This is a genomic window from Paenibacillus allorhizosphaerae, from assembly GCF_042659105.1.
GTDB lineage: Bacteria > Bacillota > Bacilli > Paenibacillales > NBRC-103111 > Paenibacillus_G > Paenibacillus_G allorhizosphaerae.
Genome location: NZ_JBHSRV010000001.1, coordinates 304,969 through 327,101 on the forward strand (window position 1 = coordinate 304,969; position 22,133 = coordinate 327,101).

General features: G+C 51.8%; 19 protein-coding genes. 2 read left to right on the plus strand and 17 right to left on the minus strand.

All coding sequences use genetic code 11. The features are described 5' to 3' along the window. Positions 1–91: 91 nt before the first annotated feature. The 7 genes from ACFQI7_RS01210 to ACFQI7_RS01240 form a co-directional block, all read right to left on the minus strand. Entirely contained in the window at positions 92–652 is a 561-nt protein-coding gene (locus tag ACFQI7_RS01210; protein ID WP_218096580.1) for a DEAD/DEAH box helicase family protein, read from the minus strand. Positions 653–944: 292 nt separating this feature from the next. Then, positions 945–1,406 (minus strand): SRPBCC family protein, encoded by a 462-nt coding sequence (locus ACFQI7_RS01215; RefSeq protein WP_218096581.1) that lies wholly within the window; start codon positions 1,404–1,406, stop codon positions 945–947. Between the two features lie 14 nt (positions 1,407–1,420). Further along, positions 1,421–1,852 carry an SRPBCC family protein gene (locus tag ACFQI7_RS01220; protein WP_218096582.1) on the minus strand — a complete coding sequence of 144 codons (432 nt, stop codon included), beginning with the start codon at positions 1,850–1,852 and terminating at the stop codon, positions 1,421–1,423. A 21-nt stretch (positions 1,853–1,873) separates the two neighbouring features. Then, entirely contained in the window at positions 1,874–2,353 is a 480-nt protein-coding gene (locus tag ACFQI7_RS01225; RefSeq protein WP_218096583.1) for a MerR family transcriptional regulator, read from the minus strand. A 268-nt stretch (positions 2,354–2,621) separates the two neighbouring features. Then, positions 2,622–4,205, minus strand: coding sequence for a SagB family peptide dehydrogenase (locus ACFQI7_RS01230; protein WP_218096584.1), 1,584 nt, complete (start codon positions 4,203–4,205; stop codon positions 2,622–2,624). A 23-nt stretch (positions 4,206–4,228) separates the two neighbouring features. Beyond that, positions 4,229–6,169 carry a TOMM precursor leader peptide-binding protein gene (locus ACFQI7_RS01235; RefSeq protein ID WP_218096585.1) on the minus strand — a complete coding sequence of 647 codons (1,941 nt, stop codon included), beginning with the start codon at positions 6,167–6,169 and terminating at the stop codon, positions 4,229–4,231. Next, positions 6,166–8,097 carry a putative thiazole-containing bacteriocin maturation protein gene (locus ACFQI7_RS01240; protein WP_218096586.1) on the minus strand — a complete coding sequence of 644 codons (1,932 nt, stop codon included), beginning with the start codon at positions 8,095–8,097 and terminating at the stop codon, positions 6,166–6,168. Before ACFQI7_RS01240 ends, ACFQI7_RS01235 begins: the two co-directional genes overlap by 4 nt. Before the next feature lie 149 nt (positions 8,098–8,246). On the opposite strand from ACFQI7_RS01240, the gene ACFQI7_RS01245 reads away from it, so the two are divergent. Continuing rightward, positions 8,247–8,468 carry a hypothetical protein gene (locus ACFQI7_RS01245; protein ID WP_218096587.1) on the plus strand — a complete coding sequence of 74 codons (222 nt, stop codon included), beginning with the start codon at positions 8,247–8,249 and terminating at the stop codon, positions 8,466–8,468. A gap of 472 nt (positions 8,469–8,940) precedes the next feature. Here the strand turns inward: ACFQI7_RS01245 and ACFQI7_RS01250 are convergent, their stop codons facing one another. The 3 genes from ACFQI7_RS01250 to ACFQI7_RS01260 form a co-directional block, all read right to left on the minus strand. Further along, positions 8,941–9,162: an NAD-dependent epimerase/dehydratase family protein gene (locus ACFQI7_RS01250; RefSeq protein ID WP_377516542.1), complete on the minus strand. Its 222-nt coding sequence runs from the start codon at positions 9,160–9,162 to the stop codon at positions 8,941–8,943. Positions 9,163–9,348: 186 nt separating this feature from the next. Further along, positions 9,349–10,506, minus strand: a complete 1,158-nt coding sequence (locus ACFQI7_RS01255; protein ID WP_218096588.1) for a DUF418 domain-containing protein — start codon at positions 10,504–10,506, stop codon at positions 9,349–9,351. Between the two features lie 68 nt (positions 10,507–10,574). Next, positions 10,575–11,942 carry an ABC transporter substrate-binding protein gene (locus tag ACFQI7_RS01260; RefSeq protein ID WP_218096589.1) on the minus strand — a complete coding sequence of 456 codons (1,368 nt, stop codon included), beginning with the start codon at positions 11,940–11,942 and terminating at the stop codon, positions 10,575–10,577. Positions 11,943–12,062: 120 nt separating this feature from the next. Here ACFQI7_RS01260 and ACFQI7_RS01265 point away from each other — a divergent pair, with 120 nt between their 5' ends. Continuing rightward, complete coding sequence (locus ACFQI7_RS01265; protein ID WP_218096590.1) at positions 12,063–12,938, plus strand: AraC family transcriptional regulator; 876 nt, start codon at positions 12,063–12,065, stop codon at positions 12,936–12,938. Between the two features lie 63 nt (positions 12,939–13,001). Here the strand turns inward: ACFQI7_RS01265 and ACFQI7_RS01270 are convergent, their stop codons facing one another. The 7 genes from ACFQI7_RS01270 to ACFQI7_RS01300 form a co-directional block, all read right to left on the minus strand. Then, a complete protein-coding gene (locus ACFQI7_RS01270; RefSeq protein ID WP_218096591.1) occupies positions 13,002–15,149 on the minus strand; it encodes an alpha-galactosidase in 2,148 nt (715 codons plus the stop codon). Positions 15,150–15,282: 133 nt separating this feature from the next. Then, positions 15,283–16,134, minus strand: coding sequence for a DUF6454 family protein (locus ACFQI7_RS01275; protein WP_218096592.1), 852 nt, complete (start codon positions 16,132–16,134; stop codon positions 15,283–15,285). Between the two features lie 316 nt (positions 16,135–16,450). Beyond that, a complete protein-coding gene (locus ACFQI7_RS01280; RefSeq protein WP_218096593.1) occupies positions 16,451–18,952 on the minus strand; it encodes a LamG domain-containing protein in 2,502 nt (833 codons plus the stop codon). A gap of 17 nt (positions 18,953–18,969) precedes the next feature. Then, positions 18,970–20,631 (minus strand): RNA polymerase sigma factor, encoded by a 1,662-nt coding sequence (locus ACFQI7_RS01285; protein ID WP_218096594.1) that lies wholly within the window; start codon positions 20,629–20,631, stop codon positions 18,970–18,972. A gap of 168 nt (positions 20,632–20,799) precedes the next feature. Continuing rightward, positions 20,800–21,156, minus strand: coding sequence for a DMT family transporter (locus tag ACFQI7_RS01290; protein WP_329958198.1), 357 nt, complete (start codon positions 21,154–21,156; stop codon positions 20,800–20,802). Positions 21,157–21,181: 25 nt separating this feature from the next. Beyond that, positions 21,182–21,508, minus strand: a complete 327-nt coding sequence (locus tag ACFQI7_RS01295; protein WP_218096596.1) for a DMT family transporter — start codon at positions 21,506–21,508, stop codon at positions 21,182–21,184. A gap of 14 nt (positions 21,509–21,522) precedes the next feature. After that, on the minus strand, positions 21,523–22,056 hold the full coding sequence (locus ACFQI7_RS01300; protein WP_218096597.1) for a TetR/AcrR family transcriptional regulator: 534 nt from the start codon (positions 22,054–22,056) through the stop codon (positions 21,523–21,525). Between the last annotated feature and the right edge of the window lie 77 nt (positions 22,057–22,133).

Here is a 22,133-nt window from a genome sequence, read left to right on the forward strand (position 1 = left end):
ACATCTCCCTTATTCAATTCGCTACCATTAAATTGACCTTATGTCAGGAATCATATTCAAGTGCAGCTCATGTCTTACGATTACAAGTCGTCTATAATGAAAATCTTTGCTTAATCATGCTTGCAACTTCTTCCGGGCTCAAATTTGCATTGTTGATTCTTATATAATGGTCTCTCTGGATTTCCCCATCAAAAGAGTTGAGCCGACTTTTCGCCATCCTGTTTAACAGATCCCGTTCGGAAAATGCAATATCTCTTTTTGTAGGTTTATGATTTAGCCGGTTCGGCGTTTTATTTCGCTCCAGTCTTATTTCCAGTTCTGCTTCCAGTTCAACAAAACAAACGATACCGCCCTTCGATTCGAAGATGCGGCAAATGCTTTCTATATAGTCCCAGTCAGCCTGTTGGTCGAATGACCAAAGGTATGTAAATATTAAGCCATCCATGTCGCTATTCGCTACTTCTTCAAAGATCGCTTGGCGAAAAAGCTTGACTAATCGTCTCCCGGGTTCCGTGCCGTAACTAAAAATCGGAGCAACCGCTTCAATACTCATGTGATTATGAAAAAGCTTCAAACCCGTAATTTTTTCGAGCTCCTGGCCGACGGTCATTTTGCCCACTGCCTGCGGTCCAAATATGACTACGAATTTCATAATAGCGTTACGCCCCTCTCCCTTTTATAAGCTTCGGAGTAATATAGAAAATAATACCATTTCCATTAGCGTAATTCTATATGCGATCTCCGAACGGCACGAAAGCTGGAGAAGCTGCCATGAAGAAAGCTTTTCTTGAAGCATCAGAATGGTTCGGCTTCGCTGATAATTCTAAATGGACGATATTATGCCGAAGCCACGGAATAGAAAAAGCAGCCGGTATTGAACTGCACCCCATTTGTTAGACACAACTAACAAAAGAGGCGCAGTTCACCTAGGGCAGCTTGTGGCACTATTGATTCAAAGACCGGGGGGGTATTCCAGCAAGCAACGCACCCAATCGGTCGAGGTTTTGCTCGTTGCCTTTGGCGCAGTAAGGCTTGGCCTGTTCGAACTCCTTCGTGTCCTTAAAAAGCTGGCTGAATGTGACTCTCGTGCGACTGCCAAGTTCTTCGAAGGTCGCTGTCACCCGAAATTGGTGTCCGGACAAATGATCGAGCACGATCCGCTCCATAGGTACGATCTCGACAAAGACGCTATGGTTCGGATAGTTTGCGCCATCCGGTCCGTGCATGTCGAAGCGCCACGAGCCTCCGGGCCTCAAATCGAACTCGTGAAACGTATTGGTGAAGCCTTTCGGCCCCCACCAGTAGGCCAATTGCTCCGGCTCAGTCCAAGCTCGAAAAACAAGCTCCCGCGGCACATCATATTCTCGCGCAGATATAATTTCATTATCTTTTATCATTGGTAACATGCGCTCAAACCTCCTTAAAGCGATTTGCCCAGCGCGTCAAGCATTACGTTCGTGCCGTGCTCACGTATTTCCGGCGTATCGTGCCCGTCGAAGAATGTGCCTTGCTCGGTGAAGACCAACTTCGTGCCGCCCTCCGTCGGTATAAGCTCGACCGTTGTGATCGACACGGACATGCGTGTATCGTTCGAATCCAAGGTGTAGGTATATACGATCCGCTGTTCCGGGATGATCTCCTGATAACAAGCGTCGAAGGTAAAGACCGGTCCTTCCGGAGGCCCACCGGCGCTGTATTCGCGCCCCCCTACCCGAAATTCGAAGATTTCGGGCTTGGAAAACCACTTCCCTTTGGCGGATGGGTCAGACCAAGCGTTATAAACCTTTTCAGGCGAAGCTGGATACGTTCGTTCGATGACGAAGGTAGCGTGTTTGACGAATCGTTCAATCATGGATAATCCTCCTTGGGTTCATTACTCATTTTCTTCGGCAAGAAAAGTGCCGAGCATGTCCAGCCGGTGCTCCCAGCTCATCCGCCGCTCGACGACCAGCTTCTCTTGACCGGTCTTCATCGCTTGAAGGAGCCTAGTGAAATCTTCAACCGTGAGCGGCGCCCTCCCCTGCATCAGCTCGGACACATGTTCAAGCTGCTCCAATAGCTTGTGCTGAAGCTTCATTTGTTCCTTGATCCGCTCCATCTGCAAGGTAACAATCTCAAGCGGACTATACTGCTCCCCGGCCAAGACGGACTTGACTTCCTCAAGCGATAAGCCGAGCTCCTTGAGCGATAAAATCTGCTGCAGACGCGAAATGTCGGATTCATTGTACAGCCTGTGGCCGGATTCGGTCTGGTCGGATGGCGAAAACAAGCCGATTTGATCGTAAAATCGCAATGTTCGCACGGTGAGCCCCGTCAGCTTGGCGAGGTCGCCTACTTTCCATTTACGTTTCATAATCAACTCCTTCTTCAACGCTAGCTTGTTTACCGGTAACTTTACTATAAATCATGACGTTACGTAAGGTGCAAGCACAAAAAACTTTTCCGGCAACAACAAATATCGTATGATCAACATCATCTGCTGCCAGCCAGCACCTGGCGATGGATTGTTTTTAGCGAACAGAAACGTCCGCAAATATGAAAAAGCTTGATTTCTCAAGCTTTTCACATGGCTATGCAAACCTATTTTGTTTCGTTAACCAATGAAGCATACTTTAAATCATCTAAGTATGCAGGCTCCCTTCCAAACGAGGACGCCCGCGATAGTGACCGATCGGAATCTGGATCAGCGTCGTTTTTTTCTGGTCCGCCAGATTGTACAGTTCGTCGCAAACCGCAGGATCATACCCGAGCAGCGGCCGTCCTCCCATGCCGACGGCCGACGCCGCGAATAGCAGTCTTTGTACAAGCATCCCTGCCTCCATCTGTTGAATACGGTATCCGCGATAGCCTAATTCGGGTTGGTTGTAATTCCGATCTCCTGCCACATGAAAACAGAGCGGCACTTGAAATAAATTGACGTTATCCAACGACATTCCCTTTTGCAGCCGCAGCCGGTGATCTCCCGGAAGCACGCGGCGCAGCATATGGGCTGTGCCGTCATAACGATAGGCGCCGTCCGGTACGCCCTCAACGTTATACACACTGCAGTACAAAGACAAACGCGAAGCAGGATGTTCTCCTGGACTATTCAAATCGCTGTATACCGAAGAGAAAGAAGCGGTCGTTTCTTGTAACAAAGCCGCCAGGTCCTGCTGTGACACCCGGCGGAGTACGAAATCCGATTCCGGCGAATACCGGCTTCGGCAATATGAGGCCAGGTCACAGGACAATCGCTTTACGAAAGGCATATATGCCGCTTGAATACCGGTATCCGCATGGGTCGCCCTACCCGCTTGTCGAAACGATGCTGCTGCATCCTGCATGGACGCTTCATTCATCCGGATGAGCATCGGATACTCTTTTATATTTTGCGACCGTACGTAGTGTTCATGCCGAACCATAGGCAGCTCGCGGCAAAGCTGTATCGCAGAATCGGCTTCCATTCCAACCGTCGCTTGTCGAAACCATGCGGCCGTGGGCTTTGTCGATAACGGAATGACCGCATACACGCTCTCTTCCTGATCGGAAACGCCTAGCAGATGGTTGACCGCTCGATCCAGAAACTGGTAATATGCGCCCGATTCAAAGCCGAAACGCTTTGCTGATTCAAGAAGGTGGCCGATCAGCACCCCCGTGTCCAATCCTTGCAAACGATAAGCGAAGTTATGGTACTTATAAAAATTTTTCCAAAACATAACCGATACAAAAACCGCTCCAAAACAGCCGGATATATCACATCGGTTACCGAGTGCCCGTGACAAAAATGAATCAAAAACTCCCTCTCGAAGCAGTACCAGACGATGATGCGCCGCGTCATAATGGTAAACGCCGTTAGGAGCCTCCGTCGTCTTCAAGTAAATATACAATTCGTTCGGGTACAGTCCGCCGCCGGAAGGGACAAACCGCCGGTACATCTGCAGCGGTCCAATCGACGGATTAGCGGAACGATCCAGAGGGTATTGACTTAATCGGGCTACACCATATGCATGCCAGAGCATGTATCCGACGGTCTCTAGATCGGGACCCGAAGGCGGCGGTCCATCGCGGCGCAGCGTTAACGGCACTTCCGGGCATAGCGGAATGACCGGCAGGCGGCGATAGAGCTTATAGGTAAGCGGCGCGTCAGCCCAGTCGATTTCCCAATCCGGCGGTTTGGATTCGTACGTATCCGCATGGAGACTGCGAAGAAACTGTTCCGGAGTCATCTCCTTTTTCCCCCTCAGCCCTATTAAGGGAACGGATGCGGATATGGATTGAGCTGCTCGAATGCCAACGGCTCCTTGGCATATCCAAGCAGCGCCGGTACCGTTAACACTCTGTCCAGCCCGGTCACACGAGTCAGATGATAGCCGAACGTCATCGGAAGCATTCCCGGAATCAGCACTTTTACACAATGCAAATCGTTTCGTTGCAACTCGGGCGTGGTCTGATCCACTACGATCACATCGAGATTCAGCCTCTGAAATGCTTGAAGCACATCCTTCAGATCATCAGTCAAGTCCGGATGCATCGGGTGCTGGCCGAATTCCTCCTGAAATGCCCGCGGCGGTCTGTTTTGTTTCAGTAGAAAATGCAATCGCTCCTCGGCTTCCGGCAAGCTGTATAGCATGGAATGATCTTCCATTCCGCGTACCAATGTCGGGTCATGAAGCATCTGCATATACCGCGCCCGATTCGCTTCGAATTTCCCGTCAAGGTTGAGCGTCATCCCCGATAGTTCATGAACCGCGCCTTTCGCGGCACGAACCGGGTCCGGATGAGCCCCTGCAGCACAAATGAGGTTTACTCCCGTAGACTTTCGATTTTTAGCGATCGCCCACACGCTTGGAATTCCATTTTCCATCGTCGCGTTATACAAGTGAACGTCAAAACCCGCTACCGATTGCATGCGGCTCAACATGAGCTCCAATTCCGAATCGCCTGCAGAATAAGGATCAAGCTGGGGGAGCGGAAGCTGCGCATACCAAGTCAGCAGGAACGAATCGCGCTCGACCACTTCCATGATGCCGTAAAAAATAGCCTCCTCCAAACTTCCACCCAAAGCGCAGCCGTTGGACGTTTCATACAGAAATCCATGTCCGCAGCTCGAACTGTAGTAGGCAAGCTGCTGCGGAACCAATATGGGACTTTGCCGCTCAAACGAGTATCCCCATACCCAGTCCATCGGCTCGTCGGGATGAAACGGCTGGAAAGCGAAATTCGGCAGATTATACTGCTCTTTCGCATACAAGCCGACCGTAACAGGATGAAGCGCATGATCCGCCACGTTTCGGTAACTATCATGAACCGTCGTCCTTTTTCCGCGAGGCGCCATGCCGCAATATCTCTCCAATCCTTCCATGATCGCCGTAAGTTCGCTATCCGCGTACGAATGCGTTCGTCCCGCCGTTGCCTCGTCCTGATCAAACAGCGGCAGGTTTACGCTCACATCGGCAAAAGGCGATAGCAGATCAACCATTTTGCCATTCAAGAAACCGCATTTATAGTCCAAGTAGTCTTGCACAAGAAAGCTTGCAAGGTCTTGTAACGAACGGGAACGGAAGCTTTTTCCGCTCTTGGGACTCGGTCGAAGCGTGATGCAGGCTCTCTCCGGCGAGTCGTCGGGCAAATCACCACAAACCGGACATAACGGGTCCGGCAAAAAAAAGTGGTTGGTGCAGCCCAATGTTCTCATGTCCAGAAATACGATCCGTTGTTCCAAGCGGGATCGTTTGTCCTGAAGCACCCTCAGCGTATCCGCCACGAGCAGGTGCGCTAACTGGCTTAAACCGGCACGCGATGCCCATGCGTCGTGCGAAATGCCCCCTGACTCCGTGAGACGCTGCTCCAGTATCCACATCTCCTTGCGGTCACGCCCTGCCAACAGACGCCGGGTGTCGGCGCAAAGCGAGCAGCCGGACAAACCGGGTCGAACCATCGGTCCGACCACACCTTCACCGAACGCAACATAGCCGCGAAGCCATGGAATGCCTGCTTGCCGAAGCAACTTTTCCGCTTCCCTATGAACGGAAGGATGCCACGCATCGTGCAATACCAAGGCAAAGTCGACCGTTTCCGGCACGCCTTCCTTGAAATCCCTCAGTCGTACAATCCGGCATTGGGCGGTCAACTCATAACTGACAAGATCCGCTAACCCACCCTCTCCGATGACGGCCACTACTTTGTTCACCGGGATTCCCCCTCTCGCAGCAAGACGCCATACACACCTTTGAGCTCTTCTTTCAAAAACGGCTCTACGGCCAAATTCGCTACATAAAGCTTCGTATTGTTATTGTTCAAGATTTGTAAAGCTTCCTGTAAAGCGGCTTGCGCGTCTTTTTCGCTCGAAGGAACCGCTAGGTCGACCGTGGTTTCTCCCGCAAGCCTTACAGCCGAAGTTTCCAGCACGTGAACCGCATTGTGACCGGAACCGCTCTGTATCCTCAGCAGGGCTGCCTTCAACGCATTCTCAAGTGCAAGCTTTGGATTTAAGCCGATACTGCCGAACCAACCATCGCCGGTGCCGACCCATACGACCGGGAATCCTGATACAGCCTCGCCCAAACCAATGACCGGTGCTCCCCTCATGGTGGTCAAAGCATGCAAATAATACCGGCACCGTTCATCTTCTACCTTGTTTAATCGTACTCGAGTAACAGCATGCTGCCTTACTGTAAGTTGTATTGCCAGCCGCTTGGCCAGATGGGCTTGCAAGCCGCGAATAATTCCTTCCGCAGCCGTTTCCCCTGCGCCGATGCCGACGATTTCATTCGTGCGAACGAGCCTTTCGGCCAAACGCGATACATATGCTTCAATCCCGATCAATCCAGCTTCCCGCCGCGCCTCCTCGTGCGTCAAGCCGGAACCAATCAGCGCCGGCAGCAGTTCGGCAGGACCTTCCGATAACGGATCGACCGCCTGGACGCGGCACAGGGACAGCGGAAGCTGCCTCAAATCTCCCTCTTCCCAAATATGAAATATGCCGGATTGCGGCGATGTCAGACCGCTCCAATAAGCAAGCAATCGGTTGGATGCATGAATGCTCGAGCTTTGTTCGTCCCTGTCAAGCGCATCAAGTTGAAGCCTGGATAAATGTACCGCCTGCAGTGCTTCGCTTCCATGAACGAATGGATGCGGAATGAACGAATGCCAGCTTCCTTCCAACGTTTCCAAATCCAGCAGAAAAAACAAGTTTCTAGACTCGGATTGTCCGGTAACCGTCTTGAACAGCTCAAACGTAATCACGTTCGAAAGCATGGCTCCTGCTGTGGAAGAGTACCAATGCAGCTCCGGGTCCTTATAAACAGCGGGTTGGTGGACCCGACGCCATGCCGATTCCCAGCCCCCCTTGGACTGCGGATGAATAACCGGACCTGCCATTCCCGTCTGATACAGGCACATGGCCGGCAACAAAATCTTTTCCTCCGCTATACAAGCAGCCTGAAGAAGCCGAAATGGTTCCAGATTGCCCTCTTGAGAAACGTAAAGAATCGCTTGGTAGGGCCGTACGGCTTCTCTCCAGCCGTCTGCTCCTTCTTGCCGCATCTTAATCTCGTGAACAGCCGCATCCGGGTCGGTACGGCGGGCATGCTCCGCCAATTCCGCGAGCCGCTCCCGGTTTGTCGGCACCTCATCCGTGATCAATAGGTGTGGTGAAGCCAGTCCGGACTCCAGCAATGCGGAAACCAGCGAAACAAACAACGGGCCCGACCCGACCGCCAATACGCTCGTCTGCCGATAACATTGAAACCTGTACGCGCCGGAATCGCCGAAGCTTTCCAGAAAGGCGATTTGCGCAGCGTACTTCTGGATAATCCCGCTCGTTAATTGATGCGGACGGTCTTTACTTACATCCCTGACAAAGCCTTTTTGGTATAAAACATCTGCGATCTCATAAACCCGTTGCCGATACGGTTGCGTTAATCCTTCCGTCAACTCCGCCAACGTATACTCCCCGTTGAACATGGGAAACAGCTTTTCAATCCACCGGTCGATCATCTCGCCTTCCAACTGAAACGTCCCTACATTATTTCGGAAGTACACACCGTTGTTCGGAACCGGGAGAAAGAACGTATCCTCCTTTACTTTCAGACGTGCAGCAGGAGTTAAGCCTGTCATCTTACACCTCCAATTTGACGCGGATTACCAATGTATGGACCTTCTATTCGTTATTATATGTACGTTAATTCGTCCCACATGCTATCCCGTAAACAAGTAAATGCCCCCGACAGCAATTGCTGTACGGGGGCACGTTTCTTGCGTAAATCTTGAAGCAGCAATTAACGGCAACGATGGGAGCAAAAGCCACCGCAACGTATGCCTCCGCAGCGAAAAGCGGCGCAGCGAATGCCGGCACAACTGAAAGCGCCGCAGAAACCGACGCAGTTGCTGCAAAAACCGACGCAGGAGCCTGCGCAGAAACCAACGCCGAAACCGCTACAGAAGCCACCGCAAACTCCGACGCAAAAACCGCCGAAACCAACGCATAGCCGTGATGGATCCACCGGATTCACGCCAACGGGGAACTGACCTGCAGGGTACTGGCTTTGTTGGTGCCAGGGAGTCATTTCGCTGGCCTGAAACTGGGAAACGTTTAATTGTTGAAGATCATTCTGGAATTCATTCATGATAAAATCTCCTCCATTATTTTCTAGTGGGCAACTGACTCTTGAGGTAAAAGACTCGAATTGTTTTGCACATGATTCCAATTTATGGTGTAACTCCGCATTTGTTACTGATGCATGCGCCCATTTTATAGGCATTTGTCCCGAAAAATGTACGCTTGAAGGTTTCACGCTCCCTCTAAGTATGGCCGGCTGTAAGCAAGATTTGGAAGCGGGGGGCTTTATCTTGGCGTTTCAGCACTTGGTGGTTCGCCTTAATGCGTGAGCGTCGCTGATGATTTCTGCAGAACGGAAAAAACCGCGCATGGCGCGGTTTCTAATGGATATATGAATATATTCATTTGCATGCCAGCCGAGGACGAAATCGATGACATCTTCCTGAGCTCCCTTTCTCCGCATGCGCACCCGCGCTTGTTCTTCGGTAAGACCCCACCCCTTCCGGGAAATTTGCGTTTGCCGGGTTGCGCGAGCGCGCGCGACCGCGCTGCCCTGAATGGACAAGCTGATCGACGATATGACGGCCTACGTTCCCTGTAGCACCTGTAACTAAAATGGTCATTGTATATCCTCCTCTATCGGGTTCATCGCAATGTCGATGAAAAATGTATCATGCGTGCCAAAGCTGTACTTCTACTTGCCAGAGGCAAGCCTGTTGAAGGGATGTCAGACGAAGCCGCGGTTCCATAGAAAAAGCTCCTGCCATAATGGGGAGCAGGAGCTCTTGCGTATTCATATATGTGCCGGGCTACAGGGACATCGGCTTCGACATTGACCGTTCTTCGGACCGTCGCAGTGCCGGAACAAAGCCGTAGGTGCCTGCTCTCCACAGCCATTCGGCAGGACCCATCCTGTAACGCTTCAGCCATGCCTTGCTGCCAACAATGAACAGCACCGTCATGATCACTGCGTAAATCATCTCCAACCAGAGCGGCGCCTGGCTTATCCGCTGTCCGAATCCGGCAACGAATCCGGCCGTTATGATCGACTGCAGCAAATATACGGTGAGCGATAGCCGGCCGACAGCCGCCAAACCTCGAAACCGCTCGCTTCCCCATCGTCTTGCCGCCAGCACCAGCGTACAGATGTAGAAGATCGCCATGCTTTTACCGGATAAATAAGTAAAGTGGTATACCGCAAATGTGTTATAGACCGGACTTGAAATATAGTACTGCACCATCGGGATAAACAATAATACCGAAACGACCAGCGCTGCGAACTGCAAACTTCTTACCGCGGTTACATGAAAGGAACCCGAAAACCATTGCTTCTTGGCGGCAACGATGCCGACCAAATACAGGCCAACCACCTCAAAGCTGAAAATAAGGTTGTTCAGCAGTCCGATGTTCAGCAGGTAGTCCAGCCTTTGCTGCAAGGCTGGAATTTGGGTGAAGGTGCGCGGGCTGGCCGCGCCAAAGGGCGACCATGCATAAAGAAATAAGATGAGCAAAGTAAACAGACCTAGAAGAATCAAGCTCCAAACGATGAGCGTAGCGATCGATCTTCGGTAAAAGGGAAACAGCAGCAGACCCAATAATGCATAGGAGGTCAAAATGTCCCCGAACCAAAGCAGTACGCCGTGAAGCAGCCCTATGACGAGCAGCACCAACAGGCGCCGCAGAAACAGCCTCCTCGCCGGGAGCCCCTTGCGCTCGGCGTTTTGCATAAAGATCGTAAAGCCTGCGCCGAACAGGAAAGAAAAGATCGTGTACAGCTTCGTTTGGAAAAACATATCATAGAACAGCCGCAGCAAAGCGTCGGCACCGGTAAAGGACGAGCGGAAAGCAAGTCCGTTGCCCACCATATCCGGAATATTCACGAAAAAGATGCCCAAAACGGCGAAGCCTCGCAATATATCAAGCAGTATGAGTCTAGTATGAGCAGATTCATTGGTGACTGCAGTCATCCGGCCTCTCCTTCCTGGAATGCTGTACGCGTTTTACTGCATTGTACCACATTATGCTTGAAGGCCGCTCATTTCTTCTCGCCTGCTTTTTGCGTAACGACATATTGATTGATCGCTTCCTCCGTGTTTCGGATCATCGTATTCAAATCGACTTTGCCTTCCACGTAATCGACCAGCGCATTGTACGCAAAATTTCTCGCTCCGCCCTCGTATTTCGTAAATTGCTGCGGCGGCGCGGTCTTGCTCTTGAAGATGGCATCCATATGTTTTCCGTTCAAGCCCGGATTGCCGGCCATAAATTGTTTTTTTACTTGATCGCTGGCAAGCGGCGTAAATCGCCCCGTTTGTTTGGCGCTGATCGTCTGGACTTCGTCGGACGTCGCGAGGGCGATCACCTTCATCGCTTCCGCTTGATGTTTGCTGGTCGACGTCACAAGCATGAAATGCGCATCGACGGTTCCATATACGTTTGGCGATTCTTTATAACTCGGGTACTGAACCATATCCCAGTTCACCCCCTGCTTCTCAGCTTCGATCAGATTCGTAAGCACATTGACGGATGGCCACATCGCTACCACTTTTTCTTTGGCGAAAGCGTCAAGCGACGCCGACACACTGGTGGACTTTTTCAAATCCTGCGGTTTGTTGCCCGGGATATTGTAGATCGCATACATCATTTCGAACATTTTTCTCCATTCCGCACTGCCAATCGCCGCCTTTTCCGTTTTGGCATCCAAATACGTAAGCGACTTGGAGAACGACATCCGGTTCAAGCTTTCGGGGTCCAACCCGCGGTATTGGACGCCGTCCTGCATCTTTGTCACTTTTTTGGCCAGCTCGATCGTATCGTCCCAGGTCATGCCGTCCTTCGGGTAAGGAACCCCGAACTTATCGAAGATGTCTTTATTGTAATACAATGCATTGAATTGTACGGCGAGCGGCAGGGCATAGAGTCCCTTTTCGTCCTTTGCTGCGCTCACCACGACCGGATCGAACCGATTGATATCGATATTTTGCTGCTTGATGAACGGCGTCTGATCGGATAAAAAATGAAGCGGCTCCAGGCTTTTCAAATCGGCTCCATAAGTAAATATAATGTCCGGGGTTTGTCCGGCAGCAATCAGATCCTCGATTTTGCTTTTGGCCGCGTCGATTTTTTCCAACGTCAAATGCGGGTAACGCTTCTTCAATGGTTCCGTAAAAATGAGTTTGAAATCCTCTTCAGAAATGGTCTGTCTGGCATAAAACGTAAGATGAACCGGTTCATCGCTGACGGTAGTCCGGCTCGCGTCTGTGGGATTGGCGCTGCTGCAGGAGCTCAATAACGCGATCGCGCCTATCAGAAATAAGGAAACGGGAAGCCTATTTCTCGGCTGCATCTTCGGTTTCGGCATTCCTTTGTAAGCGTTATCAATATACTCGTTTTTACGGATCATCTGTTCTCGCGCCCCTTCCACTGTTATAATATTGTTGTGGCATATATTGGATAGGCAAATCATACTTCCACATTTCGCTCATTTCAACAGTAATATATAGCAAAAGGATGGTAAAATATTGTGCATCATAGCTACGGATTTCGCTATTCCGAAGGGGCGCGCCGGTATTTGCATCTCATTGAGACGATTGGCCGGGAATCGACGCAAAATGCGGGGTACAGCTTTGACGGGCTCGATCGGGACGGTCACGGACTGCTGTTCCAATATACATTGTCCGGCGAGGGCAGACTGGAGCTGGGGAATACGACGTACAAGGTGCCTCGTTATCACGGCTTTTTTGTCACGATTCCAAGCGCGCATCGCTATTACTACGATCCTTCGGTTAACGCGCCGTGGGAATTCATATGGATTAAATTAAACATCCAGGGAAGCTCCCATTATTGGCAGCATTTCGTGCAAACGTTCGGCCCGGTGGCAGCCATCAAACCGGATTCGGATTCGATCCTGCTATTGCAAAAGCTGCTGAACGATGTCGCAGCCAAGAAATTCGCCGATTCCAAATACGATATGTCGATCCGCGTACATGAATGGCTCCTTACGCTGCTGCGGCTGTCCGAAGGCGAGAAGCATCAATCCAGCGATTTGCCGGAGCCTGTGCGTCTGGCGAAAAAATTCATCGAGGGTCACTATGGGGAACCGATGTCGCTGGATCAAATTGCAAATGCAGCTAAGCTGTCCAAGCATTATTTATGCAAAACGTTTCGCAAGTTCACGGGCACCACGCCTATCGATTATTTGCGTAAATTAAGGGTCGAGGAGGCCGTTCGGCTTTTGCAGCATACCGACATTCCGATATCGCAAATTGCGATGAAGACGGGCTTTGACAATGCGAGTTATTTCGGAAAGGTGTTCCATCAACTGGTAGGCATTACTCCGACGGAATTTCGCGAGAGGAAGTCCGATTTGTCCGCCGATTATTTGCACATTATGAGCTAAAAGGGACTCTCCGCTCATTGCGGAAAAGTCCCTAACTTTTCGTCGTCGTATAGCCAAGGCCAATTAAGCGTCGGCAATCGAATAATGATAAAGAGCGAAAGCGAACGGTTGGTTCAACTTACAGGCGATATCACCGTGGCTTCCGTCGATGGACATGATGCGGTCCTTCTCGTGTTCGAGGACTTCGCCTTCCGCAGCGAAAGAAGCTTCCATGTGCTGCGAGCTGATGATACATTGCATCTCCAATCGCGTCGCCGAGACGTTCCGCAGCTTGAATCTCCCCTCTTCCCTCCCGTTCCATTCCCTTAAAACGAGTACGTATCCTTCCTTATCGTTCACAATCGATTGGAACCCCGTCCAGCTTGTACCGGAAGGCTCTTCTCCGATCGGAACGATGTGGCCTGAATGTAAATGTGCCTGCACGTTCCTGTACGCTCGGATGTGAGCGCTTAGCAGTTGCCGATTCGCTTCGTTCAGTCCGGTAACTTCCATCCACGCCAGCGGGTTGGCGAACATCGTGACCGCAAACGCATATGCGATCCCGCACCGGGACGGAGCTAACGGATCATCCTTGTAACGTTCGGTATTCCGCTCGACGTTAAGAAATTCGATCTGCAGCTTTTGGGCGGGCACGTATTTGCTCAGCATCCAAAAGTTTCGCAGAGTCCAATGAGGGTAGTAATTCGTCCAATCGGTATACCGGTTCTCGAGAAACAGCCCGCCATATTGCGTTTGTCCGTAGTAACCGAGCCTCATACCTGATGTCGTATCTTGGTTAAAATAAACGGCGCCAGACGTTTCGCGAACGACTTTTCTCATCATGTTCAGCAGGTTCCGCTCTCCCCGCTTGCTTCGAATCTCGATCCCGTCCAATTTGAAATAGCATATGCCGTAGCGACGATAGAGGTCCAGCAATTGGTCCGCATCCCGCTCCCAATGGGCACCATCTTGACTGGAGTCCGGCGAGAACCATAGACCGAGCTGTATGCCGTATTCGTCCGCCATGGCAACGACCGGCTCCAGTCCGTTCGGGAACCGCTGCGGATGTACGCTCCAGAAGTTCCCGTCCCGGGAATAATAATCTCCCCACGTTCCGCCGGGCTCGACGGAATTACTCGTGATCCCCTGCTGCCAGCCGTCATCGATCTGGTAATGCGTAATGCCCAGAGCGGCTGCAACCGGCAGCTCGGACCGTACGAATGCTTCGCCGACCCGACCGTCCCGGGAACGGTCTCCCCAAGTATTGCTCATGATGAAGCAATCCCGATCTGATTTCCACTCGCGCAAGCACTGATGGTATTGATGCAGCAAGGAGAAGGCGTCATAGTCGCCGCCTTGAAAGAGACCGACGACGGAACCGTAAGTGTAAACATATTCGTCCGATCGCAGCTCTTCCGGGCGTAAGCCGGTCCCTGCCATATACAGCTGCTTTCCCATCATGCGGTAATCGCCTTCGCCGTAATGCAATTGGCCGAAGCGGGTCGGCGACTCCTTTAACCATAAAAGTCCGCTGTCACTCATCGTTTTCTTTAAGCGGAGCAAATTTCCCTCCAACCATTTGCGTTCGTTCGGATACAGCAGCCCGCTATCTTCGCTGACGACATTATTATTCGTATCCGTCCGATCGCGCAGCGCTACCGCTACCCATGAACAATGCATTTCGTCGATGGCCAAAGCGTCGATGTGATCTCCCGGCGGGGCATTCTTCGGTTTGCTGTTCGCATCCAACTGAACGGGAGCGGCTTGGTTTCCATCATGCACCGTCTTGCGATATTGTTCCTCGATACGATCCCCGTTCATTCCCGTATCGTTACCTTGATCGGCTGCATGAACGTTCACCCGAACCGTTTTCACACCAATCGTATGCCGCATTATGGCCGTTCCCGGATAAATTCTCGTATCCATCCTGATTTTGTGCGACACATACGTCAGCACCAACGATACGATCATATGTTCTTTCCCGATGCCCGCATCATCGTCCAATCGACTAGTCACTTCGACTTGCGGTTGTTCACCGGAGAGCTCAATGGGCAGCCGGAACATCGGTAAGTTGGCATCCGGACGTATCCATTCGTCGCTAGAGCGTTTATGTAATATCGACTTCGTGTACAAAATGCCGCCTGCCAGCTCCCAGCTTCTCTCGATGCCATCGTTGCCGATCGTCAGCCGGCTTTCTGCGATTGAATAATAGCAGTCCTTGTAACGCTCCAACCTGCTCACCCCATGCATTCGATATGTAAGGATAAACCAAGCATATTCGCAGAAAAAGTGAAGTTCAACCGTAAAATATAACGAAAGAACAGTAAAATATTGTCCATTCGTTAGACTCGCGCGGATCTCATTTCTATAGGCTCGTTTCATATACAAGCAATGATCCGTGATCATCATCCGGTACGGCATAAAGACGTATTCCTTGACCGGCGCTTTCCAAAAATACCGGATTGCGGGTAATCACATGGCCTTGAGGAGATTGCGCCAGGACAGGGACTTCGTGTACCGTCTCCAGCGTATTGATGTCAATTAAGGCTAGGCCCCCCAGCTCGAACCGCTTGGATCCGCGGCCCCCAAATTCCGGCAGTTCGGAGATGCCGCTCACAATCATCTTCCCTTCGCCTACGTATCGACCGTCTTGATAATCGATGAAATGGCTCGGGTTTTCTTTTTCTTGCAGCAGTTGTCCGTCCGGGCTCCACTTATAAAACTTGCGCGAGCCCCAGCTATACCCGATCAATTCTCCCTCTTGACCGTTGCGTACGACTCCACCGATATGATCGGCGACTCGAAACGATGGTTCTGCTTTCCTGGTGGCAGGATCGACTTTATAAACGATGGACTGACTATGCGGCCGGTATTCCGCAACAGACACCCAAAGATGCCGGCCATCGAAATCAATTCCTCCGGGATGGTACATGTCCCCTTCCCCCAAAACCATATCCCCAGCCAGCTGTCCGTGTTTGTCAAAAATGAACAGGTGGCCGATTCCGCGTCCGGGCGTACGGTCATATCGGTCTTCAGACCGATTGAACCTCACCGGGCGTTCAATCAGTTCAACTGAAGACAAATAAAACAAATCACCGATTCGAATCATACCTTGCGGGTGATGATTGTTGAATTGCAGGTCGATGCGCTCTTTTTGTTCCCATTTCGTATTTCGCGTTAGGTATCGGAACTGGGCAATCAGCTTTGCGTTATTCATAGTACTCTCCCTTTCACCGTTAGACTATTTTCGGGTTCCGTTAACGAAGCATATTGGAGAAAATCGTTTTGCTGCTAACACATTTCCCTTCCATGTACTCCAGCTTTACGATGCCGATCTCGATTATTTCCCCTCGCATTGGCTGAAATTCGGCATTCATATGAAATGACGTACCTGATCCCGGAATGGAACAAGGTACGTCATGGTTTCACCCTTTGCCGAAGATTATATAAACCTGTAATTATGCTGTCAATTCATTTATTAATTGCCGAACCGGCTGTCACTGGTGAGAACTGCCGACCGCCACCTGCGCCTTTCAAATGGTGCGGGCAACGTGCTCTTGATCCAGACATTGCAGCAGTTCGCGATATGTCCGGATCGCAGCGGCTTCATGCTTGCGCGCTTCTCTCATCAGCTCTGCTCCGGCATAACGTCTTTCCGTATCGGGAATCGGGCCAAAGGGCTGCATCCAAGGAAACATCTCGTATAGCTTCGCAAAGCAACGCTGCAGCCGTTCCGCTTCACGGATCGCCGCATCGAACGCAACCATAAGCTGCGGTCCGCCGCCAACTCTGCGTTTCGCCTCGCGTAAAAATTCCAGAACAAGCTTCCGGCATTCCTGCCAGCCGTTCGCATGCAGCCCCATATACCAGCCGTCCATCGTTCCTTTCTCAAGCGCACGGATAAGCCGGTCATAAGCTTGTATCCCGGTGTGCATTTCGGGACTCGCCCATGGACCGTCCGGCTCAACGTATGCTATCGCAAATTGCAATGCGTCACGGACAATTGTCCAGTCATCTGCCGGGTCTGAAAGCTTCGCCCAGTACAGCCGGACTTCCCCCTCGGACTGGGGTTGTAGTGCGGGACCGTATTTAATGGTTCTCTGACATGTATCGCACAGGCATACCGACTTCACGGGACCTTCCGTCCGCCAATCCGTACGCCGCGTCGTGCATTGCAGACACGGGCATTGTCCGAGTCCGTACATGTTCCATGGGATGGATTTGCGGGAAGGTCCGTGCCAGCCGTGCGTATAATACCCGTCCTGATCGTATCCGACGATCATGGAGTATTCGCCGCGGTCAAAGTCAACCGAACGGCCGAAGCAGGCCGAGCCATCGTCGATTGCAGCGCGTGCTTGATCCCAAGCGGATTCCAGCATTCGCCGGTAAGCCTCATCCTTGCCTGCCCCTTCTACCCCATGGATTGCGAGTCCAAGGTTAGCGAACAAGCGAATGAAATGATGCTCCGGGATAGGCAAGCAAATATCGTGAACGTTTACCCGCTCATGCACCGCGAACGCGAACGGCCGGCCGCTTGCTCCCAAAATCCATGCGTCAGAACCTGGTATGCGGTAATAGTCAGCCAGCCCTTTAAAGGTGTTGTGCTGCGAGATGCAGCTGTAGCCCCAATACCGCAGCCCCTCCAACCGCTTTTTACCGGCCAAGGCGGCTGCCGTTCCACCCAGAACACGTGCGCCTTCCGTCTCCGCCGCTACGGCTTTGGAAACAAACCCGCCGGCTTCGGATGGCGTATCGGCTGCCAGAAGCTCAGCAGCCGTGCTCCAGGTTGAGCCGGCCAGCTCGTAGGATCGCGCCGCCGATTCCAGCTGCTCCGCAAGCGTCGTTCCACCGACGGCTTCCAGGCAGTTGCGCAAATACAATGCAGCCTGCCTCCTTCGATCGGCGAGGGCCGCGGCCTGAAGCTGCGACGAGGCCGCTTCCGTAGTTTCAAGGGCTGCTAGCCAGGCCGATTCGAGGTGGCTCATGCTCTTCTTCCCATGCTCCGCTGCCCATCGGAACGCAGTCATCACTTTCTCACGCGGTAACGCTTCTATATCTGGCCGTACGGCAAACAATTCGACGACATCTTTCATATCCGTCATCTCAATATCACCAACCGGAGAAGCCTTTCGCAGCCTGTTGCTCTCCGTTCCGATAACTGCCGCGTAACCCCGTTGTTCGCCAAAATAACCGAATAGCGCCTGCCGTTCCTCCAACGATTGTTCAATGAATTGGAATACATCAAGTTCGGTCTCTTCATAGGCAGCCAAGTATCGTACTTCCAAACCGAACGGCTTGAGAAGCTCCTGGACCTCGGCAGAAAACCGGTTATCGAGCGGCTCCTGCGGCAAGATCGGCCGAAACCAATAGCCAATCCCTCCGAGCAGCTCGATCTCCTCCGCATATCGGTTGCAATAACTCATGGCGCCAAGTATACATCCTATGAATGAGCTGAGATGAGGGACAGCGCGATAATCTGTTCCTGTCGTCGGTTCCTCCGCCCCAATATGCTGCTCGATATGCAACGAGCCGACCGACAGATTGGCGCGCCAACCGGTCCGAACGCCTATTTTACCTTGCAAACCCCGATAATTCCCAAGCAGCGCAAACCGTTCCTCGCCGTTCACTAATACGCGCATAACGTCTTCCGCAATAATCCATTCGAGGTGGTGCCAACGTCCTGCAGGAACAGCGCCTTTGCCCGGCAAGTCAAAGGGCTGCTTGGTAACCGGATGACGGACGCGGAGCATATCCTCCCTGCGGTCCCAGTTCAAAATCACTTCGCCTTTCGCAAACTGCAGCACTATGTTCGTGCTATCCGTCATTAGCGTTGCTTCAACGGTCAACGGCGTTCCATACTCTCTTGTCGTCTGTGCCGGGTGAATGCCGAACGAATCGGTAAACTGCATGCCTTCCTTTATTCGTACAGGCTGACTGCCGGATACGGCGACCAGCGTATCGACCTGCTTTCCTCGGCTGTAAACCGGAATGGAAATTTCTTGTTCCCGTTCTTTCATTAGCTCTGAGTGACTCATAGCCAATAATCCCCTCCTCATGTTGAGTAGCAGCGTGCCAGACGGTCAAGCGCCTCGATGCCCGCTTCCTCGCAATATTTGACTTGCTGCAGCAAGCGCTCCGTTTCATTCCTCGTTGTGCGCTCGAATGGATCTCCTCCGCCCGGAAAAGGAAACTTTTCCACAAGCTGTGCTAGTGCATGTACCGCTGCGTAGTAGTGACCTTCCGCATCGAAAGCGAGCCGCGAAAGGTCGCCTTTCCAGGCGAGGCAGCGGCCTCGCAAAAACCGAACCGCATGTTCCCGGGCATGCAAAGCCAGTCTGAGGCAATACGCATTGCCGATTGGATCCACCGTACCGTTCCGAAATGCATCCATCCAGGCGTTGTATCCGTTCAGTCCCGTCACGTAACCGGGAAACGTCCGCTCTCCGTAGGCATGAGCGATCATATCCGCCACAAGCCTTGGGAACTCGTCTTCTTGGACATCGGCACGCTTGCTCAAAGCCATAACGAACAGCCCGCCGTCCTTGCCGCGCCCAAGCTTGTCGTAGGGCAGCGTCATCGCTGCCGAGCCCGGCGCAGCTGCGGAAAATAGCATCTGGTCGTCATCATAGCCGTGGAGCAGACCGAATTCCGGCCCGTTCAAATCCCATGCAATGGCCGGCACGCCGCTTGCGATGGACCTTCTGGCGATCGCGACAGCCTCTCCTAGCAGGTAGGCGGAAGGCTCGGTGCCACCGTCGCCGATATGCTCCATTTTACAGCCTAGACGGTTCAATCCCGCTTCGAACACCGGCTCCCAAAAATACATGGAAGGTCCGGACACGTCGATTCGTTCCCTCTCCAAATTGAGTCGGAACGCAAGCCCGGTCCACCCCATCACATCGGTAATGCCGCTTTCGGTATTTCCAGCGAAGCGAACAATCCGATGCATACACTCCGCTATCGAACATCCGCCTGACTGCCATGAATCGGCTCCGGCACGGAAAGGCAGCATCATCTTCGCCAGGCGTTCGCGCGCGTCGTCCGAATCGATAATCCGATGGCGCAAATCATGGCGAACCCGTTCTTCCCTTACCTTCTTTTTCAGACGGGATAAAGATTTGTAGACGCTGCCCTCCGTCATCCCGAGCAAGTCCGCGATTTCTTTCTGATTCAGCTGACTGAAGAAATGCGCCTCGAACATTTCTTTCTCCCGTTGCGAGAGACTATGGAGCATATTTCGCAACGCTTCGTAAAACTCTTTCCGCATCAGTTCGGCTTCTGGCGCGGCTATTTCATCCCGATTGCGGGTACGGGTCATTCGGTACAACAAATCGTCGAGTCCATCCCAATTCATTTCGGCATCGGCCTCTGTGCCATGCTTGCCGGACATGCTGGTAAACGTCGACTCCCGCGCCAAACGTACGTCTTTTCTGCGCTTCATCAAAGCCTGGTTTCGCACAATCCGGTTCAACCACGGGGTGAAGCGATCCGGATCGGCCAATCGGTTCATATGCAGGAATGCTTGAACCAACGCTTCCTGCACGACATCTTCGGCGGCGGATGCATCGTGAATGATCCTTTTCGCCACTCCGAGAATTCTTGCCCGATGCAGGCAGACCAGCTCGCTGAACGCTCCCGAATCCCCTGAACGCGCACGATCCGCCAGTGTCTTCTGCCGAATTGCATCGTTATTGTCATAGAACGGCTCCTGCATTGCACCCTCCTTTCCCATCTATACAGCTTGATGCGCGTTGTCTTCATTTTTGGACATCGTAAGGAATATTTTTATAAAAATTCTTCAAGCCATGCCCTGTACCCTTTCTACGCATACAAAAAAAGAGCAGCATCTCGGCCGCCCCTTTCCATCGTCTTCGTTTCATTATCACTTCCCGTTCAACCTTCGTTTGAATGCTTTTTCCGAACGATCCGGGGCGTTTAATAGTACTACGCCTCCAACAATGGCAACGATGCCAGCCAGCGTAAAGACACCGAATGCTTCTCCCCAAATCGCCACGCCGATCAGCGCCGTAACGACGGTGCCTACGCCTGACCATATGGCATAAGCTAAACTTAATGGCACCGTCCGGAGGCTAACGGATAAGGAATAAAATGCCAAACCAAACCCTGCAATGGCGCCGACGGAAGGAAACGGATCTGTAAAACCTTCCGACATTTTAAGCATGGTCGTACCAAATATTTCGAAAATCACGGCCAAGCCTAGTGCAATATAACCTTTCAACATACGACCTCCGATCCGTCTTGGATTAATGTGAGGCGCCTGTAAGCTTCATCACAAAAACGCCGCCAATGATGAGGGTCAAACCCGTTATTTTTGTTACATTCAATTTTTCTTTATAAACGACCGCGCCGACCAGTGCCGTTAAAGCCGTTCCCGCACCTGACCAAATCGCGTATGCGGTACCCAGAGGAATCGTTGTGAGCGCTAAGGAAAGGCAGTAGAAAGCCAGACCCATTCCTGCGATTACACCGACAGATGGGAGCAACTTCTTAAATCCGTTCGAAACCTTAAGCATCGAACTGCCAAATACCTCACAAACGATCGCGGTCGCGAGTAATACAAATGAATTCAAAGGCCGCAGCCTCCCTACTTGGTCATATTGATCAATTTCCGAACGACTTTTTCACGTAATTCCACGTCCAGCTTCCCTAAACCGAACACTTCCGAGAACCAGATGCCGTCGGCTACCAGCCGGACAATCGTCGAGTTCACAGGATCCATGCCGTCGTTTTCGAAGTTTTTTTGCCAGACTGCATATTGCTCTTGTAGATTACTCAATAGATCCGGGTTGGCGAAAAGCGCAACAATAAGCGCCGCGCTGATCCCTCTCTCTTCCTTAATATCTTCGATCGTTTGTTCAATGTAAGCGCGGCTCCACTTCCCGTTGTCCGCAGTTGCGTTATCTACACGTTGTTGAACGTCGGATGCAAAATCACTCGTTAAATATTGGACCAACCCTTCAAGCAAAGCTTCCTTATTCGGAAAATGGTAGAGCAAGCCGCCTTTGCTGACGCCGGCTTCTTTGGCGACCGCTTCAAGCGTAAGCTTCTCGACGCCGCGCTCTTTTACGATGTCGGAAGCGGCCGTTAAGACACGATCATACTTTGAATTGATATTCATAAAGATCACCCTCAATCACTATACCGTCCGGACGGTTTTTTTGTCAATCGGGATGTTAACAATAGCTCGTTCGTTAA